The organism is Gordonia sp. JH63, assembly GCF_009856645.1.
GTDB classification, from domain to species: domain Bacteria; phylum Actinomycetota; class Actinomycetes; order Mycobacteriales; family Mycobacteriaceae; genus Gordonia; species Gordonia hongkongensis.
Genome location: NZ_CP047235.1, coordinates 591,828 through 617,595 on the forward strand (window position 1 = coordinate 591,828; position 25,768 = coordinate 617,595).

General features: G+C 65.1%; 22 protein-coding genes and 1 pseudogene. 17 read left to right on the forward strand and 6 right to left on the reverse strand.

Going from position 1 to position 25,768, the window contains the following annotated elements; genetic code table 11:
* Positions 1–17: 17 nt before the first annotated feature.
* From GR168_RS02640 to GR168_RS02690, 10 genes are all read left to right on the forward strand, one after another.
* The gene (locus GR168_RS02640; RefSeq protein WP_159369936.1) at positions 18–1,397 is read left to right on the forward strand and encodes a recombinase family protein; all 1,380 of its coding nucleotides are present in this window, start codon (positions 18–20) and stop codon (positions 1,395–1,397) included.
* 978 nt (positions 1,398–2,375) lie between these two features.
* Complete coding sequence (locus GR168_RS02645) at positions 2,376–4,028, forward strand: DUF3631 domain-containing protein (protein ID WP_238995004.1); 1,653 nt, start codon at positions 2,376–2,378, stop codon at positions 4,026–4,028.
* 3 nt (positions 4,029–4,031) lie between these two features.
* A complete protein-coding gene (locus GR168_RS02650) occupies positions 4,032–4,334 on the forward strand; it encodes a hypothetical protein (RefSeq protein ID WP_159369937.1) in 303 nt (100 codons plus the stop codon).
* A complete protein-coding gene (locus GR168_RS02655; RefSeq protein ID WP_159369938.1) occupies positions 4,331–4,495 on the forward strand; it encodes a hypothetical protein in 165 nt (54 codons plus the stop codon). The genes GR168_RS02650 and GR168_RS02655 overlap by 4 nt, the downstream gene beginning before the upstream one ends.
* Entirely contained in the window at positions 4,492–4,845 is a 354-nt protein-coding gene (locus GR168_RS02660; protein WP_159369939.1) for a hypothetical protein, read from the forward strand. Before GR168_RS02655 ends, GR168_RS02660 begins: the two co-directional genes overlap by 4 nt.
* An 856-nt stretch (positions 4,846–5,701) precedes the next feature.
* Positions 5,702–10,225, forward strand: coding sequence for a tape measure protein (locus GR168_RS02665; RefSeq protein WP_159369940.1), 4,524 nt, complete (start codon positions 5,702–5,704; stop codon positions 10,223–10,225).
* 57 nt (positions 10,226–10,282) lie between these two features.
* On the forward strand, positions 10,283–10,966 hold the full coding sequence (locus tag GR168_RS02670; RefSeq protein ID WP_159369941.1) for a hypothetical protein: 684 nt from the start codon (positions 10,283–10,285) through the stop codon (positions 10,964–10,966).
* Between the two features lie 455 nt (positions 10,967–11,421).
* Positions 11,422–11,691, forward strand: a complete 270-nt coding sequence (locus GR168_RS02680; RefSeq protein WP_159369942.1) for a hypothetical protein — start codon at positions 11,422–11,424, stop codon at positions 11,689–11,691.
* Between the two features lie 88 nt (positions 11,692–11,779).
* Complete coding sequence (locus GR168_RS02685) at positions 11,780–12,076, forward strand: hypothetical protein (protein WP_159369943.1); 297 nt, start codon at positions 11,780–11,782, stop codon at positions 12,074–12,076.
* Positions 12,077–12,078: 2 nt separating this feature from the next.
* Entirely contained in the window at positions 12,079–12,492 is a 414-nt protein-coding gene (locus tag GR168_RS02690; RefSeq protein ID WP_159369944.1) for a hypothetical protein, read from the forward strand.
* On the opposite strand, the gene GR168_RS02695 is transcribed toward GR168_RS02690, so the two are convergent.
* The 3 genes from GR168_RS02695 to GR168_RS02705 form a co-directional block, all read right to left on the reverse strand.
* Positions 12,473–12,994 carry a hypothetical protein gene (locus GR168_RS02695; RefSeq protein WP_159369945.1) on the reverse strand — a complete coding sequence of 174 codons (522 nt, stop codon included), beginning with the start codon at positions 12,992–12,994 and terminating at the stop codon, positions 12,473–12,475. The two genes, GR168_RS02690 and GR168_RS02695, sit on opposite strands and share 20 nt — an antisense overlap.
* A gap of 398 nt (positions 12,995–13,392) precedes the next feature.
* On the reverse strand, positions 13,393–13,935 hold the full coding sequence (locus GR168_RS02700) for a hypothetical protein (RefSeq protein WP_159369946.1): 543 nt from the start codon (positions 13,933–13,935) through the stop codon (positions 13,393–13,395).
* The gene (locus GR168_RS02705) at positions 13,932–14,228 is read right to left on the reverse strand and encodes a hypothetical protein (protein ID WP_159369947.1); all 297 of its coding nucleotides are present in this window, start codon (positions 14,226–14,228) and stop codon (positions 13,932–13,934) included. The genes GR168_RS02700 and GR168_RS02705 overlap by 4 nt, the downstream gene beginning before the upstream one ends.
* 93 nt (positions 14,229–14,321) lie before the next feature.
* Here GR168_RS02705 and GR168_RS23835 point away from each other — a divergent pair.
* From GR168_RS23835 to GR168_RS02720, 3 genes and pseudogenes are all read left to right on the forward strand, one after another.
* A pseudogene (locus GR168_RS23835) lies at positions 14,322–14,515 on the forward strand (DUF4244 domain-containing protein).
* A complete protein-coding gene (locus GR168_RS02715) occupies positions 14,515–14,910 on the forward strand; it encodes a TadE family type IV pilus minor pilin (protein WP_065630535.1) in 396 nt (131 codons plus the stop codon). Before GR168_RS23835 ends, GR168_RS02715 begins: the two are co-directional and overlap by 1 nt.
* Positions 14,907–15,278 carry an Rv3654c family TadE-like protein gene (locus tag GR168_RS02720; RefSeq protein WP_065630534.1) on the forward strand — a complete coding sequence of 124 codons (372 nt, stop codon included), beginning with the start codon at positions 14,907–14,909 and terminating at the stop codon, positions 15,276–15,278. Before GR168_RS02715 ends, GR168_RS02720 begins: the two co-directional genes overlap by 4 nt.
* Before the next feature lie 20 nt (positions 15,279–15,298).
* Here GR168_RS02720 and GR168_RS02725 read toward each other — a convergent pair whose 3' ends face one another.
* Complete coding sequence (locus GR168_RS02725) at positions 15,299–15,850, reverse strand: hypothetical protein (RefSeq protein ID WP_065630533.1); 552 nt, start codon at positions 15,848–15,850, stop codon at positions 15,299–15,301.
* Positions 15,843–18,170 (reverse strand): DEAD/DEAH box helicase, encoded by a 2,328-nt coding sequence (locus GR168_RS02730; RefSeq protein ID WP_159369948.1) that lies wholly within the window; start codon positions 18,168–18,170, stop codon positions 15,843–15,845. The genes GR168_RS02725 and GR168_RS02730 overlap by 8 nt, the downstream gene beginning before the upstream one ends.
* Positions 18,171–18,507: 337 nt before the next feature.
* Here GR168_RS02730 and GR168_RS02735 point away from each other — a divergent pair, with 337 nt between their 5' ends.
* From GR168_RS02735 to topA, 3 genes are all read left to right on the forward strand, one after another.
* Complete coding sequence (locus GR168_RS02735) at positions 18,508–18,711, forward strand: cold-shock protein (RefSeq protein ID WP_004022110.1); 204 nt, start codon at positions 18,508–18,510, stop codon at positions 18,709–18,711.
* 173 nt (positions 18,712–18,884) lie between these two features.
* Positions 18,885–19,469, forward strand: a complete 585-nt coding sequence (locus GR168_RS02740) for a hypothetical protein (protein ID WP_065630531.1) — start codon at positions 18,885–18,887, stop codon at positions 19,467–19,469.
* A 185-nt stretch (positions 19,470–19,654) separates the two neighbouring features.
* On the forward strand, positions 19,655–22,738 hold the full coding sequence (topA, locus tag GR168_RS02745) for a type I DNA topoisomerase (RefSeq protein WP_159369949.1): 3,084 nt from the start codon (positions 19,655–19,657) through the stop codon (positions 22,736–22,738).
* 83 nt (positions 22,739–22,821) lie between these two features.
* Here the strand turns inward: topA and GR168_RS02750 are convergent, their stop codons facing one another.
* Positions 22,822–24,282, reverse strand: a complete 1,461-nt coding sequence (locus tag GR168_RS02750; RefSeq protein WP_083207337.1) for an adenylate/guanylate cyclase domain-containing protein — start codon at positions 24,280–24,282, stop codon at positions 22,822–22,824.
* Between the two features lie 172 nt (positions 24,283–24,454).
* Between GR168_RS02750 and GR168_RS02755 the strand changes: the two genes are divergently transcribed.
* Positions 24,455–25,741 carry a DNA polymerase III subunit delta' gene (locus GR168_RS02755; RefSeq protein ID WP_159369950.1) on the forward strand — a complete coding sequence of 429 codons (1,287 nt, stop codon included), beginning with the start codon at positions 24,455–24,457 and terminating at the stop codon, positions 25,739–25,741.
* Positions 25,742–25,768 lie beyond the last annotated feature (27 nt).

The following is a 25,768-nucleotide window of genomic DNA, read 5'->3' on the forward strand; positions in this document are numbered from 1 at the left end:
CAAGATACACTGTCACCATGCCGGAGCGAACCGCGGTCATCTACTGCCGCATATCCCAGGACCGAACCGGCCTTCGAGCAGGCGTGGATCGGCAGCGAGCCGATTGTGAACGACTGGCAGAGTCCCTGGGCTGGACCGTGTCCCACGTGTTCGTCGACAACGATGTTTCCGCTTACAGTCGCCGACCCCGACCCGAGTACCGGCGAATGCTGGACATGCTTCGGGACGGGCGAGTGGGCGCCCTGATCGCCTGGCATACCGACCGCTTGTACCGTTCTATCCCTGATCTGTCCGAGCTCGTCGAGATCTGCGACGACCGAGAAATCGAGATCAGGACTTGCAAGGCTGGCGAAGTGGATCTATCGACGCCCAGCGGTCGGTTATCCGCCACCATGTTCGCGAGCATCGCCCGCTACGAGGTCGAACGCTCTGCCGAGCGGTTGAAGTCCGCGAAAGACCAGCAAGCCCGCGAGGGCAAGTTCCGTGGAGGCCCAAGGCCTTTCGGCTACCGCGACGGTGGTCTCGAGCTCGACGACGCCGAAGCGGCAAGGCTTCGCGAAGCGGCCGACCACCTCTTGTCGGGCGGGTCGTTGATGGCCGTAACGCGTCGATGGAATGCAGAAGGATTCACTACTGCTCGCGGCTCCAAGTGGACCGTGACCGCGCTGCGGAAGGTTCTTACCCGCGGCCGGAACGCCGGCCTGGTCGAGCAGCAGGGGAGGGTTGTCGGTCCCGCTCTGTGGCCGGCAATCTTCGACGAGGACACCTTGCACGCGATTCGCGCCGTCGTCTCGGACCCGACAAGACGCACCGCAACCTCGTACGAGAAGAAGCACCAGGGTGCCGGCATCTACCGTTGCGGGAAGTGCGACGCGCCGATGAAAACCATCAAGGCGCATGGCGGCGGCCGTGACTACCGCTGCGCGGAGCAACTACACCTCTCGCAGAAACAGGACCCGCTCGACGAGTTCGTGAGCGCCCTTGTCGTCGGTCGGCTTTCGCAACCCGACGCCGCTGTCATGTTCGCAGAGGAGCAGGGTTGCGACCCCGTTCAGCTCGCTCGTACCCGCGAAGGCATCCAGGCCCGCAAGGATGAACTCGCCGCGCTATTCGCCGCTGGAACAATCGACGGCTCGCAGCTGAAACGGGGCAGCGCGGATCTGCAGGTGAAGCTGGACGCGGTCGACGCCGAGTTAGCCGCTACTCGACAACAATCCCCGGTTGCCGACCTTGCTCTCGCGCCCGACGTTGCGGAGCGATGGTCGGAACTGACAGCAGACGTACGCGGCAAGATTATCGACGCGCTGATGAGAGTCACAGTGCTACCAGTAGGAGCCGGAGCGAAACGGCGTGATTTCCACGTCAGCGAGAGAGTCAGGGTGGAGTGGAAGAGATGAACCAGTCCTCGATCCGTGTGTTCTGCGATTCAGCCAGGCATTCGCCGCGGGTCGTGCCCGTGACCAATTTTGACAAGATCGACGGCACCTGGCACGAGCGCCCAACATCGCGAGCGGTGCAAACTGCGGGAACCGGCCAGACCTTGGTCGGAGATACTCTCCCGCAACCAGGTTGGGCGTTAGATCCAGCGATCGACAACAGAGATATTCGAGATCGATTCGACCTCAGATGTCGCAAATGCAAGGACCGGCCGGTTCCAGCGCGCCGTGAGTCCTTGTTCGACGTACTTGATCGGTGGCTGGATTCTGGCGTGTCCGAACTCTCGCTTACTCAGATAGCTGCTAGTCTCGCAAGCAGAGGTGGTTAAGGTTGCCTCTCCCGAAGTTCGGCAGGGTTAACCGAACTGCATAAGTGCCTCAGCGGGCAGCGTTAATTCGCATGCCCTGGAGGCACTTTCTATGTCTTGGACCCAAGACCGTGCACGCGTTGCGGCTCTGTCCCGCACACGAACTCGTGACGATCCCGACCTGGTCTCGGCTCGTCAGACCCTCAAAGCCGAACGGCTCGCCGAGCATGTTGCGAAGGTGCTCGCTGAGGCTCCACCGCTCTCTGACGGACAACGCGAGCGCATCGCCGCGCTACTTAGGGTGAATCCTGAACGGCCTCAAGCGGGTCATGCAGACCTAGGGCTTGCGGACACCTCGCCCAGCGCAATCGGGGACGATGTCTGATGCCCGGCAAGAAGAAACCCCCGGTGGGCGCCGGGGGCTCTGAAGCAGTCTCGTGGGTGCGCGACTATCAACATCATAGCGAACCACTCACGCCCGACGAGCGGTACGAAGTAGCAGTCGTGTCGGCTGCAGCCGAGCTTGGATACCGGCCGGCCGTCCAGTGCACCCGATGCGGGGCATGGCTCGTAGCCGCGAAATCCGTTGCACTGCATCGGGGTCCTGTCTGCAGAGGGCTAGCGGGTGACGATGACTGACACAGCAGCATTCGAGCGCGTCATCGACGCATTCCGGGTCCAAGGTCTCACGGTCGACGAACGGGGAGACAAGGCAACTGCGCAAGCTCCGGGTCACTCGCCGGCCGACCGCTCGGTTTCCATAACCAGGGGCGACGACAAGGTGCTGGTCTACTGTCACAGCGACGACACTGCCGACGTACTCGCTGCGGTAGGTCTCACCCTCAACGATCTGTACGACGACCGCCGAGGCATGGGCAAGGTTCCCGATTCGACACTTACCGCGGGCCAGAAGTTGTTGCGGAACCGGCGCCGCGCCGAACAGCGAGCACGACGATCTGAACTCGACCAGGCGCACGCTGACGAGTTCGCGCGCGATCTGGCGGAAGCTGACCGAATCGCACGAGCGGAGAACCCTGACCGGCCGAGCGGTGGTGACCTTGTACTCCAGAAGATCGAGAAGTTCCTGGCGCGGTTCGTGTCCTACCCGTCCGAGGCCGCTCGGGTAGGACACGTGTTGTGGATCGTCCACACCTGGCTCATGCCGGCGTGGGAGTCGACACCTCGTATCGCCTTCCTGTCTCCTGAGCCGGGTTCGGGGAAGTCGCGTGCCCTCGAGGTCACGGAGCCCTTGGTGCCGAGGCCGGTTCACGCGGTCAACACGACTCCTGCATACCTGTTCCGCAAGGTGGCCGACGAGGCCGGGGCGCCGACCATCCTTTACGACGAGATCGACACCGTCTTCGGGCCGAAGGCCAAGGACAACGAGGACATCCGCGGAATGCTGAACGCGGGCCACCGCAAGGGCGCCACCGCCGGCCGCTGCGTCATCCGCGGTAAGAACGTCGAGACCGAAGAACTAGAGGCGTATTGCGCGGTTGCGCTCGCCGGACTCGACGACCTGCCCGACACGATCATGACGCGATCAGTCGTGGTGCGGATGCGGCGTCGCGCTCCGGGTGAGCGGGTGGAACCCTGGCGGTTGCGCATCAACGGTCCCGAAGCCGACGAGTTGGCCGCCGAGATCTATGGATGGACAACAAGCGTCGCGGCGCAGGCCGGGGAGTCGTGGCCCGAGATGCCCGAAGGCGTCGAGGACCGGGACGCGGACGTCTGGGAGGCCCTGCTTGCCGTTGCGGATCTCGCCGGTGGCGATTGGCCGCAGCGAGCACGTGTCTCGGCTGTCACGCTTGTCACGGCTTCTAAGGACCGCTCACCCAGCTTGGGTGTAATGCTGCTGCGCGACCTACGGATCGCTTTCGGCACGGAGACCAGGATGTCCACCGAGAACATCCTGTCGGAGCTGAACGACCTCGACGAGTCCCCATGGGCAACTATCCGGCGCGGTGACCCACTCGACGCCCGAGGGCTATCGACTCGACTCGGCAAGTACGGGATCAAGCCCGCGCAGTGGCGTGAAGGTGAAGATCGTCACCGCGGGTACCTCGCGGCCGACCTCACCGACGCCTGGGAGCGGTATCTACCGCCGGTAGACCCCCAGGAATCCGTGACACCCGTGACAGCGGTGACAACCGGGGGTTGTGTCACGGGTGTCACGGGTGTCACGGATCTGTCCGGTCCTACCCAGTGCCCGATGTGCCAATCACCCATGACCTTCGCCGACGACCTCGCCGCGGGCCACCACATCACTTGCAAGGAGAACTGACCGATGGATCACGCCACTTTCGACAACATGTCGGCGCACTGCGAGTTCTACACCGGCCGAGCGTGGAACGGGACACTCGACCATCTCGTCGCGGCCAATTCCCGCCAAGCCGAGGCGGTCGACATCCTGAACGCTCACGCCGACTGGCTCAGCGCCACCAAACAGCGGGTCGAAGCATCCGGTGCGCGATGGAACACCATCAGCGCACGACGCCAGTCCCGCCTCGATGGCGACCTCGCCGAGGTCCCGGAGTGGATAGGCGAGATGTCCGAGCGCCTGACGCCCGAATGGTTACTGAACCGATGACCCGGCGGCGACGGTTCTCCGTGCGGTTCGATCTGCAACCCGCCGCTGAGGGCGGCATCCGATTGGCAGGCATCTACCTCGCGACCACCGAGGCCCGGGAGTTGGCCGACGAGATACACGACATTCTGGAAACCCAGGCATCCGAGACGGAGACACCATGACCGAGACAGCTGTCATCAAACTCGAAACGGACGGTCAGTATTTTTTCAACGACGCGGCTACCGCACTGCTACTGGGTATCAATGTCGAGACCCTTCGCACCCTCGCCGCTGAAGCGGGCTGTCGAACGCCGGACGAACTGCCTGACGAAGTCATCAAGAGCGGTCGGCGACGGGCGAAGGAGTTCGCGGCCGCGTCCGGCGCGGAAGAACCGGACGTTGGCGAGGCACTCATCTTCTACGCCAAACGTGAAGGCGTCGAGCTGATCTACGAGGACGCCGAAGGTGAGCGATTCACGCTCGCGTCGCCGCCCGAACAGAACGGGAGTGCCGCGAACCCCTTGATCGGGTGAGTCAAAAGGCCGGGTCCAACTACCTCTGACAACCCGACGGCCTCCGCTCCCACCATTTATCAATGGGGAGCGGAGGCCGGGAAGGACACCACCAGTTGTGTCTGCAACAGAAAATGCTTGCAGCCCGGGCCGCGGCATTCGTGTTCTCGGCGAAGCGATTCTGATCGAAGGGGCGGAAGCCCTGCTTGCAGTGAAGTACTCGGCACGAGCCGCAGTGCGGGCCCGAAAGTTGAACGGCTCAGCCCCATTCCCAGAACTGATCGCCCTGCTCGCCTCCGCGGACAAGGCCCTCGACGCCGTCACGTCCCGGTACGGACACGAGGACGGACCCGACGAGGCCGACACGGCACTGTCTGATCCAGAGCTGATCGACACCGCAACAGCCGCAGAGATTCTCAACGTCTCGCCGCGACAGGCACGACGACTAGCTCGCACGCTCGAAGGCAAGCAACTCAACACCGGTTGCTGGGTCTTCGATCGGTCCACCGTGGAGGACTACGCGAGGAGCAGACACCATGCGCGGAGAGCACCTTGATCTGGTGATCGAGGAGTTCCTTGCGTCGCTGTCAGACGATGACTTCATCGAGCTCGTCGAACGAACACGTCCACCACGCAACACAATCCGGGTCCTCAACAGGTACGAGGAGGCCCGATAGTGGCCGAGGAAATTGGCGTTGGTTACGTCACGATCATGCCCTCCATGCGAGGATTTCGCAGGAGTGTGGACCGTGAGCTGTCTGGTGTGGAGAGGTCAGCTGAGCAGACAGGGCGGCGGTCAGGGCGGTCGATGTCGGCGGCCTTGTCGGGGGCACTCAAAGCTGGCGGAGTGGCTGCCGCTGGTGGTGTGGCAGCGCTCATGGGCACAGCCCTGACGAAGGGCTTCACCCGTCTTGACGCCATCGACCAGGCTCAGTCGAAGCTGCGTGGACTTGGACATGACGCACGAGCGGTGTCGACGATTATGGAGTCCGCGAACCGAGCGGTTAAGGGCACCGCCTTCGGCTTGGGGGACGCAGCCACCATCGCAGCGTCCGCAGTCGCAGCGGGCATCAAGCCAGGTCAGGAACTCACCAAGTATCTGACTATGACGGCTGACGCGGCAGCCATCGCGGGCACCGACCTCGCCGACATGGGGTCGATCCTCAATCAGGTCGCCACCGGTGGTGCGGCGATGACTGACGATCTAAACCAGTTCGCGGACCGTGGTATCCCCGTGTACCAGTGGCTTGGTAAGGAGATGGGTGTCGCCGCCGGCGAGGTCAAGAACCTCGCCTCCGACGGTAAAGTCTCCTCTGAGATTCTGTTCCGCGCCATCAAGAAAAACATTGGCGGGGCAGCGCAGGAGACGGGTAAGACGTTCCGTGGCTCTCTCAACAACATGGTGGCTGCGCTGGGACGGTTCGGCGCGAAACTCCTCGACCCGATCTTCTCCCGAGCTCCCGCCGTGTTCGGGTTCTTCACCAACGGCATTGATACTGTCACCAAAAAGGTGGGACCGTTCGTGTCGAACATCGGCTCCCAGTTGGGTGGGCTGTTCAAGGGCATCGACCTCGGTAGCATCAAGGACGTCTTCGCGAACGCGTTCAGCGGTATCGACCTGGGTGGTGTCAAGGGCGCATTCTCGGGCCTATTTGATTCGTTCGGCAACCTCGGCGCCCAGCTGTCAGAGTTCGCCCGGGAAGCCGCCCCAGTTGTCGTGGGCATCTTTGAAAAGATGGCTCCGATCGTGGGTAACGTGGCCCGCGTTGTGGGGTCGATCCTGGCGGGGGCGTTCAAGGCTCTCGTTGGGGTGATCTCTACCGTGGTGAATGTGGTGGCCGGTGCGGTGCGGATCTTTAACGATCACCGTGGGGTCATCCTCGCTGTCGCCGGCGTTATCGCCTCCCTCTTCCTGCCTGCGCTGATCACGATGGGCGCCACCATGCTCGCCAACGTGGGGGCCATGGCGGCAATGGGGGCTGGGATGCTCGCCTACAACGCGGCCATGCGGGTGGTGGCGATCGCGACACGCGCTTGGGCTGCGGTGCAGTGGGTGCTAAATGCTGCCCTGTCGGCGAACCCAATCGGAATTGTCATCGCCGCCATCGTCGCACTTGTCGCCGGTGTCGTTCTCGCGTACAAGAAGTCCGAAACATTCCGCAATATCGTCACCGCCGCCTGGAACGGCATTAAGACTGCTATCGGAGCGGTGTGGGGTTGGCTGTCGACGACGGTGTGGCCAGGTATGCAGGCCGCGTTCCGGGTCATCGGCCAGGTTGCGATGTGGTTGTGGCAGAGCGTAATTCTGCCCGCTTGGAACGGCATCAAAACAGCCATCGGTGTCGCGTGGACCATCATCAAGGGCTACTTCACCGCCTACATGACCGTGGTGAAGTTCCTCGCCGGCGTCGTGTTGTGGTTGTGGAACAACGTCATCGTTCCCGCATTCAATGGAATCAAAGCCGCGATCGGGTTCGCCTGGACCCTGATCCAGCCCATCTTCCAAGCCTTCATGTCCGTCCTACGGGTCGTCGGCACTGTCGCCACATGGTTGTGGAAGAGCGTCATCGTCCCAGTCTTCAACGGGATCAAGGCGGCCTCCCAGTTCATGTGGACCGGGGTATCGGTCATCTTCGGCTGGTTCAAGGCGGCGTGGGGCATCCTCGGCAGCCATCTGCGGGCGGTGGCGGACAACGTCATCGCCCCGGTTTGGAATGCGGTGAAGGCTGGCGCCAACTTCCTGTGGACCGGCGTCAAAACAATCTTCGACTGGATCAAGGGTGGCTGGGACCTCATGGCCTCCGCGATCCGCACCGTCTGGGAGAACGTCATCCGGCCTGCGTTCGATGCGGTGAAATCCGCAGTCGGCAAGGTCGGCGACATGTTCTCCGCGGTTGGCGAGGGTATCCGCAGCACCTGGGACAAGATCAAGGAGTACGCGGCAGCACCGATCCGGTTCGTGGTGAACACGGTGTGGAACAACGGATTGCTGCCGGTGTGGCGCAACCTCAAGAAGTTCCTGCCCATCCCTGACGCCCCATCACCGACCCCGGTCGCGTTCGCCGAGGGCGGTCCGGTTCCGATGGGCAAGGGCGCCAAGCGTGGCAAGGACTCCGTCAGCGCGCTACTCATGCCGGACGAGCACGTGTGGGATGTCGCCGATGTGAAGCGTGCCGGCGGCCATGGCGCCATGTACCGGATGCGCAACATGGTCGAGTCCGGAAAGCCGTTCACCTGGACCCCCGGCGGCATCGGCGGAGCGTCCGAAGGTGGCCCGCTGCACCGGTTCGCCAAGGGCGGCGCAGTCACCCCGGGTGCCCGCCTCGCACCCGCGCCCGGCGAAGGTGGACTGCGTCCCATCGGTCAGCTGATGAAGCGCCTCATCCACGCACTGTGGCCAAGCATCAAAACGATCGGCGGATACCGGCAGGACGCCTACCCCGAGCATCCGTCGGGCCGTGCGCTGGACGTCATGGTCGGTTCGGACAAGAAGACGGGTGATCAGGTCAATGCGTGGGCGCACGCGAACCACCCGAAGTTCCCGCTCACGCACTCCATCTGGCAACAGTCGATGTGGTACCCGCCGAAGATGCGGCGAGAGGGGATGCCCGACCGTGGCAGCCCTACCCAGAACCACATGGACCACCCGCACGTGTGGTGGGAGGAGCAGGCGGTCAACCCGAACGTCGTTCCCGAGGGATTGGTGGGGTTCGACGGGATGACCCCCGAGGACAAGAAGTCGTGGCTGCAGAACAAGGCCAAGGAGATCATCGACGGAATGTTCGGTGGCCTCCGCGACGCGGTTGCCGCACTGTTCCCCGGCGGGGAGTCGGTCATCCAGAACATCCCGAAGGAGTTCACCAACGGGATGTTCGCGAAGATGCTCGAGCAGACCCGCTCCATCATCTCCAAGATCGCAAATCCCGGGTTCTGGTACGACAAGGGCAAGGGCCTTCTGGGTAGCGTCACCAAGTCGATCTGGGGTGGCGTGAAGAGCGTCGGCGGTCTCTTGCGGGACACTGGCGGGTTTGTCCCGACCGGGCAGTCGGTGGTCACCAATGAGACGGGTAAGCCTGAGGCGGTGTTGAATTGGCAGCAGCTGCAGGACGTCATCAAGCAGATGGAGACGGGCGCGACGCTCGCTGAAGCAGTGGCGAAGGTCGGTGCGCAGAAGACCGACACCGCGCCCGAGGGTGCCGTGGTCCTCAAGCACAACGCGTCCCTCGAGGACGTCAAGACTGTGGCCGCTCAGATCGAGGCCAAGGAACGCACCAACAGTCAGCAGAACCAGCAGAACCCGACGGGCGACACCGAGACCCGGGTACTGGCAGACAGCATCTCCGAGAGCCTCGGCAACGCAACGATGAGCGCGGTCGGCGATAGCATCCGCGCCGCACTCGGTCAGAAGAACAAGACCGGCCAAGGTGGCGATCCCACACAAGCCGACGTCATCGCCGAACGGTTCAGCAGCGCAGCGAAAACTGCCGTATCTGAGCAGGCCCAGGATGCGATGGGGTTGTTCTCGATCCCCGATTCGCCGTCGCTGCTCAACGCCTTCAACCAGTTCATGGAGGCGAAGAAGAAGCACGACACCGCGAAGGCCGGCGGCGACACCACCACCGACCCCAGCACCACCGATCCCACCACCACACCGGGCACCGACAACTACACCCAGACCGACCCCAGCGGGCAGCTCCAGTACAAGGAGGAGAAGTCCAAGATCCAGGACGTCGCTGAGGGTCCGGGTGGGATGCCGAATATCCAGTACAACCCTGGTGGTGGTGCTGAGCAGTGGCGTCCGTTGGCGCAGTGGGCGATCGACTACGTCAACCGCACCATGAAAGGCCCTGCCCAAACCCAGGCGATGGTCGAACAAATCGACGACGAATCCGGCGGCAACCCCCGAGCGGTCAACAACTGGGATATCAACGCCCAGAACGGCGTCCCCTCCGGTGGACTACTGCAAGTCATCGAACCCACCTTCCAAGCCAACCGCGACCCCGCCCTACCCAACGACAAGTTCAACCCCGGCGCCAACCTCGTCGCCGCGCTCCGCTACTACGTCGGGCGCTACGGAACCAACCTCACCACTCGTTGGGGAAGCGGCAAGGGTGGATACAAGAAGGGCGGCTACACGGGAAACATCAGCCCCAACAAGGCCGCTGGCATAGTCCACGGACAAGAGTTCGTGATGCCCAAGGGGCCGACAGCGCGCAACGGCGCAATGCTCGAGGCCATGCGATCCGGCGTCGATTTCACTCCCGTCAGCGCAGTCGGTGGCGGGGCGGACAACTCCACCCACTTCCACAACCCGGTGTTCCGAGATGAGCGCGAGTTCTACGAACGTCAGTCCCGGATGCAGCGGGCCCGGCAACGAGCAATGAGCGGCGGACGCGGTTAGTCCACAGCAGCACCACACAGCAGCACAACACAGCAGCACCACACGAAGGAGAACACCATGAGCCTCGAAGACCTCCACACCGAAGTCGAGGGATACCGCGCCGAAGCCGGCCGCCTCGCCGAGGAGTACACCCGCGCACACGCCGAGATCACCAGCGACCGCAACCTCACCAACGACGGCCAGCGCGAACACCTCGAACCACTGCACGAAGAGATCACCGAGAAGATGGCCGCACTCCGCACCCGCGAGAAGACCGCAGTCAAGACATACAAAGAGAAGTTGGAACGCAACGTCTTCGGCCTCTCACCCTCGGCCAGCAACGACCCCAACCGAGTCGTATCCTTCCGCGACGCACAAGCCCGCGCCCGCGAACTCGACCACAGCGACGACGCACAAGAACTCTACGAATCAGCCAAACGATCCGGCGACGACATCCTCGCCGCAGCCATCCTCGAAAAGGCCCTCGTCCGCGGCTGGTCCAGCATCAAGAACGACTACCTCGAGCGCAACGCATCCAAGCGCGACGCCCTCGAAGACCTCGGCGCGCTCGCCAAGTACACCGACAACAGCCTCGCGGTCACTGCCCAGTACATGGCGCCCAACGCCAACCTGCCGCGCCCATCAGCCGGCTTCCAGCAACTCGGCGGCCGCACCGCACACGGCCAGCCCAAGCCCGTCCCCGACCTCGCAGACCAGATCAACCGCTTCCTCACTTCCTCACCCACACACCGATACATCTAACCCCAGGGGCAGGTCCCCGAAGCCCCCTCGAATCCGGCCTCTCGCGGCATACACGACCGTGTGTTGGACCCCCCCTACCCCCTTGCGCAGAGAAGGGCTGTGAGTGCCGATGCCGTTCGCTTCGACAACCATCCGCGACCGCAGGCGGGCTGAGGTTCGCCGCCGCGACGGCGACGCGCCCTGTGCGCTGCAGATCACGGCCGACTGCCAAGCGGTCGGGGGGCAGATCGACTACGAGGCCCGATCGCCTGATCCTCGTTCGTTCACGGTGGATCATGTGGTGTCGTCGGTTGAGGCGGAGCGGATGGGGTGGTCGCCGGTTGAGGCTGACGCGCTGGACAACTGTGTTGGTGCGTGTCGGCAGTGCAACCGTGAGAAGTCCTCTGGTGTGCGGGAGGTCGCTCCTGTTCGCCAGACGTACGTTAATCCGCGATTCGATTGGGAGCCTGGGAGTTATGGCGGCTAAGTACACGAAGTTGAACGACGCGATGGCCGCCGAGGACAATCTGGCTGAGGCGGAAATTCGCTATCGGCTTCTGGCCGAGACGTTTGAGGAGATGCCGCAGTTGCGGGGGAATTTGAACGGGGCGTTGGAGCGGGCGAAGACGGAGATCATCCAGTTGCGAGCTGCTCGGGACGCGCACGCGAAGAAGGCCAAGAAGCCTGATCCAGAGGTGGTTGTCCCGTTCGACGCCGACAGGTTCCGGAAGACCTCAGGCACGTAAGCAAGAAGTCATGCCCGGACGGTGGCGGCGAGTGAGAGAAGGGCTCAAATGTCGGCGGTACCTGCGATAGTGCGTACCATGGCAAACCATGGACGGGAAGGCGGGCAAATTCGTGCCTAGTGTCGAGTCGCTGCGTTTCGAACTCGATGGCCGGCTTCGAGACATCGAAGCCGAGGTCGGGAAAACCCACCTGAGCCTTCGGTGGGAGTCGATGTCGAAGATCGCCCGCGTTGGAGTGTGCATCGAGAACTACGACTGGGACACGCGCGGGCTGTTGGTCGATCGCCTAGCCCAGTTCCAGCAGGACCATCTGGATGACTTCGCGCTGGAGTTTGATGTGATCCCGCTTGAAGCCGTCCGCGACGAGGAGTTCGCCGAGGCCTAAGGGTGGGCGTTCGCAAGTGGCACCTGGCGCGTGCTGCACATCACAAAGAGGTATCCGACTTCCTACTCGACCGGTACCCGGACTGGGCGATGGTTGCGCTGTTCTACTCGGCGCTGCATTACGTCCACTCGTCGTTGGCTGACGAGGAGGATCTCGGCAAGGACGAGCGTCACCCACGAAAGCACACCGGCCTCGAACCGGGCGCTCGCGGGACCAACCAGATGGTCGCTGCGAAGTACGCGCAGATCTACCCGGCGTACATGAGTCTGTTCGAGCTATCCCATCGCACTCGTTACGACATGGCCCAACTAGGGGCGATGACCGTTCCTGGGGCCGAGAAGCAGTGGGCAACTGTCAAACAGTTCTGCGAAGCATTGAATGCTAGTCGTCCGTGGATCAAGAGCCAGGCTCAGTGAGTAACGAGGGCTCTGCTCGCAGCTGAACGGGGTTGACGACAAACTCTGTCTCTCCGACCCCGGTGCCGTTGCCCGTCCGGACACCGTCGTAGTACGCCAGCAAGTCTCCGCTGTGCGCGGTCGCTGTCCACAGCGTGCCGTTGCAGCGGTTGCGGAACCACCCCGCGAGGGACCGGTCTGTCGTCCACGCCATCCGGTCGGCGCTGAGTCCGCCGCGGTACAGGACGACCTCAGTGGGTGGGGTCACGCGCTCGAGATTGTGGCGGTAGCCGACCCATTCGAACATCTCGATCCACTCCTCGCGGCTGAGGTAGTCCTCGGGGTGCTCAGCCGACACCCATGCATCGCGAAGCGCGGCTGCAAGATCGGTGGTCGTCATCGACCATGCGACCTCACTGAGGATTGCCGGCAGATGGTTGCGCCCGACTCTCTGCGTCAGTGTCGTCCAGTCGGTCTCGCCTTCGCTGATGGCTGCAAGCGCGTCGTCGTAGGTCAGGATCATCTGGTTACCTCCACTGCCTGGTTTGGAACACCCTACGGGCGTGCTGGGCGCGTTGCCCTCCACCCTTAGCTCCCGATCGACCATGACCCGATAGACCCTCTCGGCCACGACTTGTAGCACCAGGCCGATGTGGCGAGGTGTTTCGTCATGGCACCCGTGGTCGCGATCCGTGGGTGGCGTACCCGTCAGGGGTACGACTGGGTTACTGACGGCAGGCTGGTTTCCGTCGGGCTCTGCGATGACGACGGGCACGCAAGCTCGCGTGCGGCGTGCCCTGGCCGGGAGTCGAACCCGGCAGTCACGGAGTTGAAGTCCGTGGTTGACCATCAGGGCTGATTGGGGGTCCTCAGGTTTGAGGACCCGGTGAGGGGGTGGAAAGAGTTTCCACGCGGAGATGATCAGTGACGGTGGAGCTTGCACCACGGGCCGTTGCGGCATGGCTTGCCCGATCGGGTCATCCGGCCGCACCGAGTGCGTCGCACCTTGACCTGGAACTCGACGGGAAGCTTGCCCAGGTTCTCGTGCGCGGGTGGGGTCCGCCCCGAGCACTTCTCATCCTTAAGGTCGGTGTCGTAAAGCCAGAGATCTGCTTCGCCATCGGAATCGATGAGGGTGTGAAGCTCCCACCTGTCGCTCATTGCCTCGGTGGTCGCGCGATCGTGAATCGTGTAACCCTCACCATCGGCGTACTCGACCGGCAGGCAGGCGGGGCAGGCGTTCCAGCGGTTCGGGTGTTGGAACAGCCGCCGACAGTGCTTGCACCACCGATTTAGGGTGAAGGCGAGGAGGTCGCGGTAGCCGCACTCAAACTCGTCGTCGTCGCGGAGCGTCATCGTGCTCAACATCTGTTCGGCAACGCGGGCGAGGGTGTCGCCCGATGCGGCCTGGCGTTCTGCGAGTTCTTTCTCGGCGGCTCGAACGCCGGCGTTGTAGGCGCTCACCGGTCCAGCCCCAACCATGCGGCGACGTCACCAATTGGTGACATGATGTCGTCGACTTCTTCTCCGGTCGCGTTTGAGAGGGCCTGAACGACCCGGCGGGCGAGCCGCTCCACGTCGTCGTGGTCGTAGTCGACGGCTTCCTCGAGCTGCCACACCGCGTGACGCAGACTGTCCGCGCCGTCGCATTCGGTGTCCTGCTCGTAGAAGTCCCAGGCATGCCGTATCAGGGTTTCCGCGGGCCCGCGCTTGAGCTCATCGTTCAATTGTTTCTTCGAGGGGGTCGGCGCGGTCATGCGTGCCACCCGAGCTCGATGCACACGGCCATCACGCCGAGCGGGATGAAGTAGAAGCCGAGGATGAATGTCGCCACACCGGCGACGAGGGATATGCTGGATGCACGGTTCACGACGGAGTTCCGTTCCGTTTGTTCCGAGGCTCTGGAATCGGTGTTGGTAGCACCGGCCGGAGCCGTTCTCATTTCGAGAACTGTCCAAGTCGTACCTCCGTCGTCACCGGTGACAACATCGTGAGTGCCCTGACGGGCATCATCGGAAAGGCGCTCAACACCTCGGTCGGTTGATGAACCGCCGAAAGTGGCTGCGACGCCTGCTCGCCGACGAATCAGGCATGGTGACGGTCGAGGCCGCGTACGCGATCGCCGCGATCGTCGTCATGGTGCTCATCGCCGTGGGTGCGGTCGCCGCGGTGACCACCCAGATCCGCTGTACCGATGCGGCGCGCGAGGTGGCTCGCCTGTCCGCTGCGGGTGATGCTTCGGGGCGCGAGGTCGCGCAACGGCTGGTCGGAGACGGTGCGCGCGTGTCGATCTCGGATGCGGACGATCGGGTCGTCGTGGTCGAGGTCCGATCGGGTGTGGCGATGCTGCCGGGTCTCACGGTGTCGGCCCGGGCGGTCGCGGCCAAGGAGCCGACAGGTGCGGATCAGGTGGTGTTCGCGCCGGGGGTGGGGCCATGACGCGCCGTCGTGGGCTGATCGCCGACGACGACGGTCACGCAACGGTGTTGGGCGCATTCGTGATCGCGGCGCTGGCTGCGGTTCTCGTGATGGTGATCTATGTCGGGGCAGCGGTGCTCGCCCGCCACCGCGCCCAGTCGGCGGCCGATCTGTCCGCTCTGGCCGCGGCGATCGAGCATGCCGCGGGTGAGCCGAATCCATGCGCGGCGGCACGAGATCTGAGCCGCCGACAGGACTCGGGGGCCGAGCTCGTGGAGTGCCGTACCGCCGGAGACGATGTGGTGGTGACGGTTCGGGTGCCGGTGGCACTCGGGAGCTTCGGGACGAGCGACGCCACCGCCCAGGCGCGCGCGGGACCGGTGGACTGACCCCGTGCCGAAGGGCGGCCCTACCCGAGACCGTCGGATTCGACGGAGATCCGCTTGGGGTACACCCGGATGGACTGCATGGGCGCGAACCACAATTGGTGGAAGTGCACGTCGGTGTCGCCGCGATAGGCGAGTTCGAGCGCATCGGTCCCGGTGTTCAGCGGAATCCACGATCGGGCGGCCCGGACGAACGACGACCAGTGGATGAGTTCCCCCTCGGTGAGGAAACCGCCTGCTGCTGCCCAGGTTTCACCGGAGTGGGCATCGGTGGACGCCAGATAGACCTCACCGAGGGAGGCGGTGACCCGCGGACCGACCATCGCCGTCTGCAGATACCACTGTGCCGTGGTCACGACATCGGTGAAACCTCCGGAACGGGCCGCGCACCAGGCGTAGTGGAGGTCCAGGGCGTCGAGCGCCTCGTCTTCGGAGAAGAACACGTCGCGCTCGCCGATGGACGACGGCAACTGGTCGGTGTTCTGCGTCGGGCGGGCGAGCAGGAAGAAGGCACGAGAGGGTCGGGTGACCTGACGATACGTGTGGGTCCCCCGGTCGGATGCCTCGTCATGCATGGGCCAAGTATTCCCGACGGAGAAGATCCAGGACGGCTACTGCGCCATTCTTGTCGAGCGGATCGTTACCGTTGCCGCATTTGGGACTCTGCACGCAGGACGGGCAACCGCTCTCACAACCGCAGCTGGCCACGGCGTCTCGGGTGGCGTCGATCCAGGTCAGGAACGCCGAATGCCCGCGTTCGGCGAAACCGGCACCGCCCATGTACCCGTCGTAGACGAAGACCGTCGGCAGACCGGTGTCCGGGTGGAGGTCGGTCGAGAGTCCACCGATGTCCCACCTGTCGCAGGTCGCAACCAGAGGGAGGAGGCCGATGGCCGCGTGTTCCGCGGCGTGCAACGAACCGGGCAACCGGGTCTCGTCGACACCGGCGTCGGCGAGTGCCTCCGGTGTGAGGGTGTACATCACGGCGCGGGTGCTCAGGGTCTGCTCGGGCATGTCGAGCTCGACGGCGTCGAGCACCTCTCCGGTGCGCAACGTGCGCAGGTAACCGACGACCTGATGGGTGACGTCGACCTCCACGAATGCGACCGTCAGCGGGCCGAATCGCCGGCTCGCGAGCGTCGCGGTGATGCTGATGTCCGTCGTCTCCCGCGCCGACGTCGTCCAGTCCGGGTCCTCCGGATGCGCCAGCGCGAGACCGTCGTCGAGATCGAGCTCGTCGACGAGATAGGTCTCGCCCTGGTGAATGTGGACGGCGCCGGGGTGCACCGTCGACATGGCCCGGCCGGTGTCGACGGTACCGAGCAGCTGCGACGTCGTGGTGTCGACGATCAGGACCTGCCCGCCGATGCCGCCGCGGATGTCGACGTCGGCGTGGGGTTCGGTTCCGGCCGTGACGTACCAGCCGGACTTACGTTTGCGCAGCAGGCCGTCGGCGGCCAGGTCCTGCGCCACGTCGCGGGCGTTCCAGGCGTCGATCTCGCTGTCCGACAGCGGTTTCTCCATGGCGGCGCACAGCAGGTGCGGACCGAGGATGTACGGGTTGGCGGGGTCGGTGACCGTGGCCTCGACGGGTTTGCCGAGGAGTGACTCCGGATGATGCACGAGGTAGGTGTCGAGCGGGTCGTCGCGGGCGACGAGCACGACGAGTGAGTCGCCGGACTCGCGCTGGCGTCCCGCGCGCCCGGCCTGCTGCCAGAACGAGGCGACCGTTCCGGGGTACCCGCTGACGATCACGGCGTCGAGTCCGCTGATGTCCACGCCGAGTTCGAGCGCATTGGTGGTGGCCACGCCCAGCAGTTCGCCGTCGGAGATGGCCTTCTCCAGACGTCGCCGATCGTCGGCCAGGTATCCCGCCCGGTACGCGCCGATCCGGGACTCGAGCTCGGGGGCGCTCTGTGACAACAGGTGTCGCGCGCCGAGTGCGGTCAGTTCGACGCCCCGCCGGCTCCGGGCGAAACACAGTGTACGAGCACCTTCCACCACGAAATCGGCCAGCAGTCGGGCGGATTCAGCGCCGGCCGAGCGTCGGACGGGTGCACCGTTCTCGCCGGTGACCACCGGCAGGAAATCGGGCTCCCAGAGGGCGACGGTCCGCTCCCCGCGGGGAGATGCGTCCTCGGTCACCGCGACGGCCGGTTCACCGATCAACCGGCCCAGCGCCTCGGCCGGTTCGGCGACCGTCGCACTCGCGCCGATGACGACCGGATCGGCACCGGCGGCCCGCGCGATCCGCAGCAGACGCCGCATCACCAGGGCGGTGTGAGACCCGAACACGCCTCGGTAGTGGTGACATTCGTCGACGACGATGAACCGCAGATGCCGGAAGAACTGACGCCATCGGTGGTGATGGGACAGGATGCCGATGTGCAGCATGTCGGGGTTGGTGAAGATCCAGCGCGAATGGGCGCGCGCCCACTGCCGGATCTCGGGGTCGGTGTCGCCGTCGTATGCGCACGGCTGGAGGTGCCCGAACTCCGGTCGCCCGGCGATGATCGAGGACACCGCCCGGATCTGGTCGGCCCCGAGAGCTTTTGTCGGCGCGAGGTATAACGCGGTCGCATTCTTTTCGTTCAGAAAAGAAGTGAGAATGGGCATTTGATACGACATCGATTTGCCCGATGCGGTCCCGGTGCAAATAGCCACATGATTGCCGCGGAATGCGGCGTCGGCCGCGCGCGCCTGGTGAGTCCACACCTTCTCGATGCCGTTGTCGGCGTAGGCGTCGATCAGGGGCTGCGGCACCCACTCCGGCCAGGCGTCGAAAGATGGTGAGCGCGATGGGATTACCGAGAGGTGGGTGAGCGGGGAGGGGTCGGCGTCGGACCCCGCGAGGGTGCGGGCCAACAGGCCTGTCCCGAATGTGGAGTACTGCATCTTCTGGTGAGAACTCTTCGAAATAGTGTTGCAGCGACGGGTCTCCGACCTGCGTCGATGTTACCGGCTGGTGTCGTTGGTCTGAAGTTTGACGAGGTTTTGACTCACTTTGGTTCGTGTGACTATCGCTGGGGGGCCGAACATGATTGACTGGTTCCGGCCGCAGCTTTCGCGACCCACCGCCCGGTGGGCGACAAGCATGTTGCAGCCGTGGTACTGAGGTTAGTTTGGCGGATCGATGCAGATCTTCGCGGGGCTCTTTGAGGTATGGCGGTCGACCGGCCACGACACGATGACCCATCGTGTCGCGACAGTTGATATGTAAAGGATTGCAAGAATGGCACAGGGAACTGTGAAGTGGTTCAACGCGGAAAAGGGCTTCGGCTTCATCGCGCCTGATGAGGGTTCCGACGACGTGTTCGTCCACTATTCCGAGATCCAGGGATCCGGTTTCCGCACCCTCGAGGAGAACCAGCGGGTCGAGTTCGAGGTCGGTCAGGGCACCAAGGGGCCGCAGGCCACCGGCGTCCGCGCTGTCTGAGAAGACCCGCGTGTGACTGCACCAAGCAGTCGGGGCAAACCACCGCTCCCGTTTCGATTCGTCGAGGCGGGAGCGGTTTGTTGTCTGGCTCCCGTTCCGCAGCGCTCCGCGCGTCGCGAACGCGCCACCTGAACCGCCCACCTATTTCCGAGACACAGCACTAGTCTCGAATCGTGGGCCAGTTGTCGTTTTTCTCCGCGGAGACCGAACAGCCCGCGTACGCCGACCTCGCGGGGCTGCTCGCGGCGCACGGACAGGCCGTCCGCTCCGAAACCGGTACGCGGGTCTCGATCGTGGTCGCCGACCGCTGGCGGGCAGAGCAGATCGTCGTCGAGATGCGTGCGGCCGGCCTCGAAGCCGAGTCGACGGTCTCGGACGAGGGCACGCCGCTGGCCCGGACCGCGCCCTGCCATGAACTCGATCCCCTGCACGCGGCCTGGTCCGCGGGAGCGGTCAAGGCGATGCCCCCCGGCTGGGTTCCGAGTTTCCGGGCCCTGCGCCTGTGGGTGATCGCCGCCGGTCACTCGGATGCCGGCCGCTACCAGCTCGGATTGGATCCCCACGCTCCGGAGTCGCACGCGGCACTCGCCACGGCGCTGATGCGGGTCGGCATCGCACCAACCCTCGTCGGTACGCGCGGGCATTCCCCGGCCCTGCGGATCGCAGGCCACCGGCGCCTGTCCCGGTTGCACGAGTACGTCGGCGTCCCGCCCTGTGCCGAGGCCGTCGCCGACTGGCCTCCGGTCGACGAGCATTAGTCATCCCGCATTGGAGCCGTTGAGCTGCTACAACGGGTCGGAACGGTGTCGGATCGGTCACCTCGCCGGGTCCGAGACGGAATTCAGATGTGCAAACGGCGCTATACATAAGGTACAAACCCATCGAACACACCTGAACTGACACGCAGGAACGTTCTCCACCCAGTCAACCGAAGGACGCCCCGGTGGCAGAGACCAGCACCGCATCCCGCTCGAACAGGGGTATTCGACGCCTCGTGATCGTCGAGTCCCCGACCAAGGCCCGCAAGATCGCCGGGTACCTGGGGGCGAACTATGTGGTGGAGTCCTCCCGAGGGCACATCCGCGACCTCCCGCGCGGTGCCGCCGACGTGCCGGCCAAGTACAAGGGGCAGTCCTGGGCACGTCTCGGCGTGAACGTCGACGAGAACTTCGAGCCGCTGTACGTGGTGTCGCCTGACAAGAAGTCGACCGTCAGCGAACTCAAGTCGCTGATGAAGGACGTCGACGAGCTCTACCTCGCCACCGACGGTGACCGCGAGGGGGAGGCGATCGCCTGGCATCTCCTCGAGACCCTCAAGCCGAAGATCCCCGTCAAGCGCATGGTGTTCCACGAGATCACCGAGCCGGCCATCCGGGCGGCTGCCGAGAACCCGCGTGACCTCGACATCGACCTCGTCGACGCGCAGGAGACCCGACGCATCCTCGACCGCCTCTACGGCTACGAGGTGTCGCCGGTGCTGTGGAAGAAGGTCATGCCGAAGCTGTCGGCGGGCCGTGTGCAGTCGGTGGCGACGCGCATCATCGTCGAGCGGGAGCGCGAGCGCATGGCGTTCGTGTCGGCCGAGTACTGGGATATCTCCGCGACGATGGACGCGAGCGCGGAGAGTGCGGACAGCTCCAATCCGCAGACCTTCAAGGCGCGGCTGGTCAACGTCGACGAAGCCCGGGTCGCCACGGGACGCGACTTCGAGTCGACGGGTGTCCTGAAGAGGTCCGACGGCGTCATCGTGCTCGACGCCGACCGCGCCGAGAGTCTGGCCACCGGCCTGCGAGGTGCGGGGATGACCGTCACCTCGGTCGAGGAGAAGCCCTACACGCGCCGTCCGTACGCGCCGTTCATGACCTCGACGCTGCAGCAGGAGGCCGGCCGCAAGTTGCGGTTCACCTCCGACCGCACGATGCGGATCGCGCAGCGGTTGTACGAGAACGGCTTCATCACCTACATGCGTACCGACTCGACGAGCCTCAGCGAGTCGGCGATCAACGCCGCCCGCGCCCAGGCCCGCGAGCTCTACGGCGACAACTTCGTCCACCCGACGCCGCGTCAGTACACCCGCAAGGTCAAGAACGCCCAGGAAGCTCACGAGGCGATCCGACCCGCCGGTGAGACCTTCCGTACCCCCGGCCAGGTGGCCGGGCAGCTCGAGGCCGACGAGTTCCGCCTGTACGAACTGATCTGGCAGCGCACGGTCGCGTCGCAGATGGCCGACGCCAAGGGCACCACTCTGAGCCTGCGTATTGCCGGTACCGCCTCTTCCGGAGAGCGCTGCACCTTTGCCGCGTCAGGTCGCACGATCACCTTCCCGGGCTTCCTGTCGGCCTACGTGGAGACGGTCGACGAGCTCAGCGGCGGCCAGGCCGACGACGCCGAGAACCGGTTGCCGCAGCTCACCGAGGGGCAGTCGCTGACGGCCACCGACCTGACGGCCGACGGTCACTCCACCAACCCGCCCGCGCGGTTCACCGAGGCGTCGCTGGTGAAGGTGCTCGAGGAACTCGGGATCGGCCGACCGTCGACGTATGCGTCGATCATCGGCACCATCCAGGACCGCGGGTACGTGGTCAAGAAGGGCAACGCCCTGGTGCCGTCGTGGATCGCATTCGCGGTCGTCGGTCTGCTGGAGGCGTACTTCCAGAGCCTCGTCGACTACGACTTCACCGCGACCCTCGAAGACGACCTCGATCAGATCGCCACGGGTAACGAGAACCGCACGAAGTGGTTGTCGGAGTTCTACTTCGGCGATGATCACCAGGGTGCCGACGGTGAAACCCGTTCCGCCCACTCGGCAATCGCGCAATACGGCGGTCTGAAGAAGCTCGTCGGCGTCAATCTCGAGGAGATCGACGCACGGCAGGTCAACTCCATCCGTCTGTTCAACGACGAAGAGGGCCGCCCGATCTACGTGCGGGTCGGCCGTTACGGGCCGTATCTCGAGCGCAATGTCGCCGCGGACGGTGCGGAAGAGGATCTGCAGCGCGCCAACCTGCCCGCTGACATCACCCCGGACGAGTTGACCCTCGCGGTCGCCGAAAAGCTCTTCGCGACACCGCAAGAGGGACGTTCGCTCGGTACGGACCCCGTCACCGGTCACGAGATCGTCGCCAAGGAAGGACGTTTCGGTCCGTACGTGACCGAGGTCCTGCCGTCGGACGACGATGACGACGACGGGGACACGCCCGCAACCATTCCCGCGGGCCCGACGCCGCGTGACGGCGGGTCGGGCGGCGGCACCGGAGGTTCGGACACCGCCGACGGCGCCGTCGTCCCGCTCGACTCGCCCGGCGGGGGCACGGCCACCAAGACGAAGCCGGCGGCGAAGAAGACCGCGAAGAAGGCGGCGAAGAAGGCCGGTCCCAAGCCGCGTACGGGCTCGCTGTTCAAGACGATGGACATCTCGACGGTCACGCTCGAGGACGCGCTGAAGCTGCTGTCGCTGCCGCGCGTCGTCGGCGTCGACCCGGAGTCGGGCGACGAGATCACCGCGCAGAACGGCCGTTACGGCCCGTATCTCAAGAAGGGCTCGGACTCGCGGTCGCTCGGCACCGAGGAGCAGCTCTTCGAGATCACCCTCGACGAGGCGCTGAAGATCTATTCGGAGCCCAAGCGTCGCGGTCGTCAGGCCGCCGCGCCGCCGTTGCGTGAGCTCGGCAAGGACGACGAGGTCAGCGGCAAGCCGATGGTCATCAAGGACGGTCGGTTCGGACCGTACGTGACCGACGGCGAGACCAACGCCAGCCTGCGCAAGGGCGACGAGGTCGCCTCGATCACGCCGGAGCGCGCGATGGAGTTGCTCGCCGATCGTCGGGCTCGTGGCCCGGCCAAGAAGGCTGCCAAGAAGACCACGAAGAAGGCGGCGGCGAAGAAGGCCCCCGCCAAGAAGACAGCGGCCAAGAAGACGGCGGCGAAGAAGACCGCAGCGAAGAAGACGACGGCGAAGAAGACCGCAGCCAAGAAGTCGACCGCCAAGAAGACGGCGGCCAAGAAGGCGACGCCGGACGCCGAGTAAGAGCGCTCAATAATCGCTAATCGCTGGGGCAAGCGACGGCGAGTCCCTGCTCGCACCTTAGGGGGCAGGGGAGGGTGGGTAGCTCAGTCCCGCCGGTCCGGCTCGAGGTGCGGGCGCGCGAGGAGCGTCTCGATCCCGCGGCCGCGGAGTTCGACGCCCTCGCCGATCTCCCAGTGCTCGGCTTCCTCGTGAGACGCCAGGAAGACCGCGCGTGCGGACCCGAGGACGCGGGTGGGTTCGTCCTTCGCGAGCTCGGTGAGGCGGGCGGCCTCGTTGACCGGATCGCCGATGACCGTGTACTCCAGTCGCTGCTCGGCGCCGATGTGGCCGGCGATGGCCTTGCCGGCCGACACCCCGATGCCGATGTCGGTGTCACCGAGGGTCTCGTAGAGCTCGGCCCGCAGCTCACGCGCGGAGGCAAGCGCCCGGCCGGCGAAGTCGTCGAGGTCGAGCGGCGCCCCGAAGATGGCGAGCGCCGCGTCGCCCTGGAACTTGTTGACGAACCCGCCGTGGCGACCGACCACGCCGACGACGACCCGGAAGAACTCGTTGAGCAGTTCGACGATCTCGCGGGGCGGCCGATTCACCGCCAGGCGCGTCGAGCCGACGATGTCGACGAACAGGACGCCGACGTAGCGTTCCTCGCCACCGAGTTCGGTGCCGGTCTCGATGGCCCGCCGCGCAACGTCCTCGCCGACGTAGCGGCCGAACAGGTTGCGCAGCTGCTGGCGTTCGCGCAGGTCGGCGACCATGTCGTTGAACCCGGCCTGCAGCAGGCCGAGATCACTGCCGTCGTAGATCTTCACCGCGACGTTGAGGTCGCCCTCGCTGACCTTGGACTGTGCGCGCCGCAGCTGCTTGATCGGGTCGTTGATGGCGGCGACAACGCGCACGATCGCGATCACGCTGAACGCGAGCGCCGAGATCGCCATCCACAGGATCGGCCGCTCCAGGCCGGTGGAGTCGGCCTCGATGATGCCGAGCCGGTGCAGCACGATCATCCCGATGATCACCAGCATCGGGGCGACCACGCTGATCACCCAGAACGCGGTGATGCGGGTGGTGACACTGGGCGCGATGGCATTGTCGGGATTGTTGGCCATCGCCGCGACCGTGATCGGCCGCATGACCTTCTCCGCCTGCATGTAGCTGAGCGCACACGTGACCATCGCGCCGATCGTGCTGGCGATCGCGACGATGAAGGCGTTCTTCGACGAGACGGTCAGGTTGACGAACGTGAACAGCGTGCCGCCCACGACCCACAGTGCGGCGTTCACCGCGGTCAGCAACATCGGTAGCGCGAGGGCGCGGCGTCGTGCGGCCTCGTTGTCGAGTCGGGTGCGACGCCGATGCCAGATGAGCACCGGTAGCGAGAGCTGGATGCTGGCGAAGCCGCCGATGACCATCGCGATCAACAAGTAGGCAGCGAAGATGACCTGGTTCAGCGCGGTGATCTCGTCGAGGCTGATCGAATCCTGGATCGGCATGCCGAAGCGCAGGAACGCGAAGGTGAACAGTGCACCGACGAGGTTCGCCCGCAGCATGTCCAGCGCGAGAATGGGCCACGGCGTATGAATCAGCCATCGGGCCAGATGCAGGCCCTTTGACCACCGCGACCGTTGTTGAACCACGGAGACTACGGTAGCTGGCTGCTTGCAATCGTTAAACACGGTTCCGCGCCTCAGGCGTGTCCGAACTGCGGATTAGGGTGTTGCTGTGACAAATGTCTTCGATCGGCTGACCGGGCAAGAGGCCATCGCCGACGATCTGCGGGCCGCCGCACGGGCCGCGCGTGCTCTTGCGGCGAGGCTCGACGCGGGTACCTCGGACGACCTGTTCCTCGCCGACGACGAGATCCCGGCCGTCGATGCGGGGTGGTCGCGGGCGTCGATGACCCACTCGTGGCTGTTCACCGGACCACCGGGCAGCGGTCGGTCGGTGGCCGCGCAGTGCTTCGCCGCGGCTCTCCAGTGTCAGGCGCCCGACGCCACGAACGTCGGTTGTGGTGAATGCCGGGCGTGCGTCACGGTGATGGCGAAGACCCACGCCGACGTCCGCCACGTCGTGCCGGAGGGGTTGAGCCTCGCCGTCGGCGCGATGCGGGACATCGTGCAGGCCGCCGCGCGCCGGCCGGGCACGGGACGCTGGCAGATCGTCATCGTCGAGGACGCCGACCGGCTCACCGAGCAGGCCGCGAACGCGCTGCTGAAGGTCGTCGAGGAGCCGCCGTCACGCACGGTGTTCCTGCTGTGCGCGCCGTCGGTCGATCCCGAGGACATCTCGGTGACCCTGCGGTCGCGCTGCCGGCACATCGCACTGGTGACGCCGACGACCGCCGACATCGAGCGGGTGCTCGTCGAGCGCGACGGTCTCGATCCGGAGCAGGCTCGGTGGGCGGCGTCGGTGTGTGGCGGCCACATCGGGCGCGCGCGTCGGCTGGCGACGGATCCCGAAGCGCGCACGCAACGCGAGAAGGCGCTCGGGCTGGCGCGTGCCGCCGCCCGCGACTCGACCGCCTATGCCGCTGCCGAGGAGCTCGTTCGGTCGGCCGATGAGGCCGCCAAGGCGATCAGTGCCGAGCTAGACGCGGCCGAGACCGAGGAGATGAAGACCGCGCTCGGGGCGGGCGGCACGGGCAAGGGCACCGCGCGGATGCCGCGCGGAAGTGCCGGCGCGCTCAAGGAACTGGAGAAGCGGCAGAAGTCGAGGGCGACCCGGGTCGGACGCGACGTCCTCGACCGTGCTCTGGTCGATCTCGCCGCGCTGTTCCGCGACGCGCTCGTCGTCGGCGTGGGCGCCCAGGTCACCGCGATGCATCCGGACAAGGCCGACGACCTCGCGAACCCGCTCGCCGGCTACGCCAAGCCCGAGCAGCTGCTGCAGTGCGTCGAAGCCGTGCTCGCGTGCCGGGAGGCCCTCGACATGAACGTGAAGCCGAAGTTCGCCGTCGACGACATGGTCGCGCGGATCGGACTCGCACTCGCGCGCCCGGTCGGGGCGTAGACAGCTTCACCCTTCCCTATTGGTAAC

Excerpts from the sequence above, each read along its gene's own strand:
- GR168_RS02640 (WP_159369936.1), top strand. The coding sequence starts at position 18 with ATGCCGGAGCGAACCGCGGTCATCTACTGCCGCATATCCCAGGACCGA.
- GR168_RS02645 (WP_238995004.1), top strand. The coding sequence starts at position 2,376 with ATGACTGACACAGCAGCATTCGAGCGCGTCATCGACGCATTCCGGGTC.
- GR168_RS02650 (WP_159369937.1), top strand. The coding sequence starts at position 4,032 with ATGGATCACGCCACTTTCGACAACATGTCGGCGCACTGCGAGTTCTAC.
- GR168_RS02655 (WP_159369938.1), top strand. The coding sequence starts at position 4,331 with ATGACCCGGCGGCGACGGTTCTCCGTGCGGTTCGATCTGCAACCCGCC.
- GR168_RS02660 (WP_159369939.1), top strand. The coding sequence starts at position 4,492 with ATGACCGAGACAGCTGTCATCAAACTCGAAACGGACGGTCAGTATTTT.
- GR168_RS02665 (WP_159369940.1), top strand. The coding sequence starts at position 5,702 with ATGGGCACAGCCCTGACGAAGGGCTTCACCCGTCTTGACGCCATCGAC.
- GR168_RS02670 (WP_159369941.1), top strand. The coding sequence starts at position 10,283 with ATGAGCCTCGAAGACCTCCACACCGAAGTCGAGGGATACCGCGCCGAA.
- GR168_RS02680 (WP_159369942.1), top strand. The coding sequence starts at position 11,422 with ATGGCGGCTAAGTACACGAAGTTGAACGACGCGATGGCCGCCGAGGAC.
- GR168_RS02685 (WP_159369943.1), top strand. The coding sequence starts at position 11,780 with ATGGACGGGAAGGCGGGCAAATTCGTGCCTAGTGTCGAGTCGCTGCGT.
- GR168_RS02695 (WP_159369945.1), bottom strand. The coding sequence starts at position 12,994 with ATGATCCTGACCTACGACGACGCGCTTGCAGCCATCAGCGAAGGCGAG.
- GR168_RS02705 (WP_159369947.1), bottom strand. The coding sequence starts at position 14,228 with ATGACCGCGCCGACCCCCTCGAAGAAACAATTGAACGATGAGCTCAAG.
- GR168_RS02715 (WP_065630535.1), top strand. The coding sequence starts at position 14,515 with ATGAACCGCCGAAAGTGGCTGCGACGCCTGCTCGCCGACGAATCAGGC.
- GR168_RS02720 (WP_065630534.1), top strand. The coding sequence starts at position 14,907 with ATGACGCGCCGTCGTGGGCTGATCGCCGACGACGACGGTCACGCAACG.
- GR168_RS02725 (WP_065630533.1), bottom strand. The coding sequence starts at position 15,850 with ATGCATGACGAGGCATCCGACCGGGGGACCCACACGTATCGTCAGGTC.
- GR168_RS02730 (WP_159369948.1), bottom strand. The coding sequence starts at position 18,170 with ATGCAGTACTCCACATTCGGGACAGGCCTGTTGGCCCGCACCCTCGCG.
- GR168_RS02735 (WP_004022110.1), top strand. The coding sequence starts at position 18,508 with ATGGCACAGGGAACTGTGAAGTGGTTCAACGCGGAAAAGGGCTTCGGC.
- GR168_RS02750 (WP_083207337.1), bottom strand. The coding sequence starts at position 24,282 with ATGCTGCGGGCGAACCTCGTCGGTGCACTGTTCACCTTCGCGTTCCTG.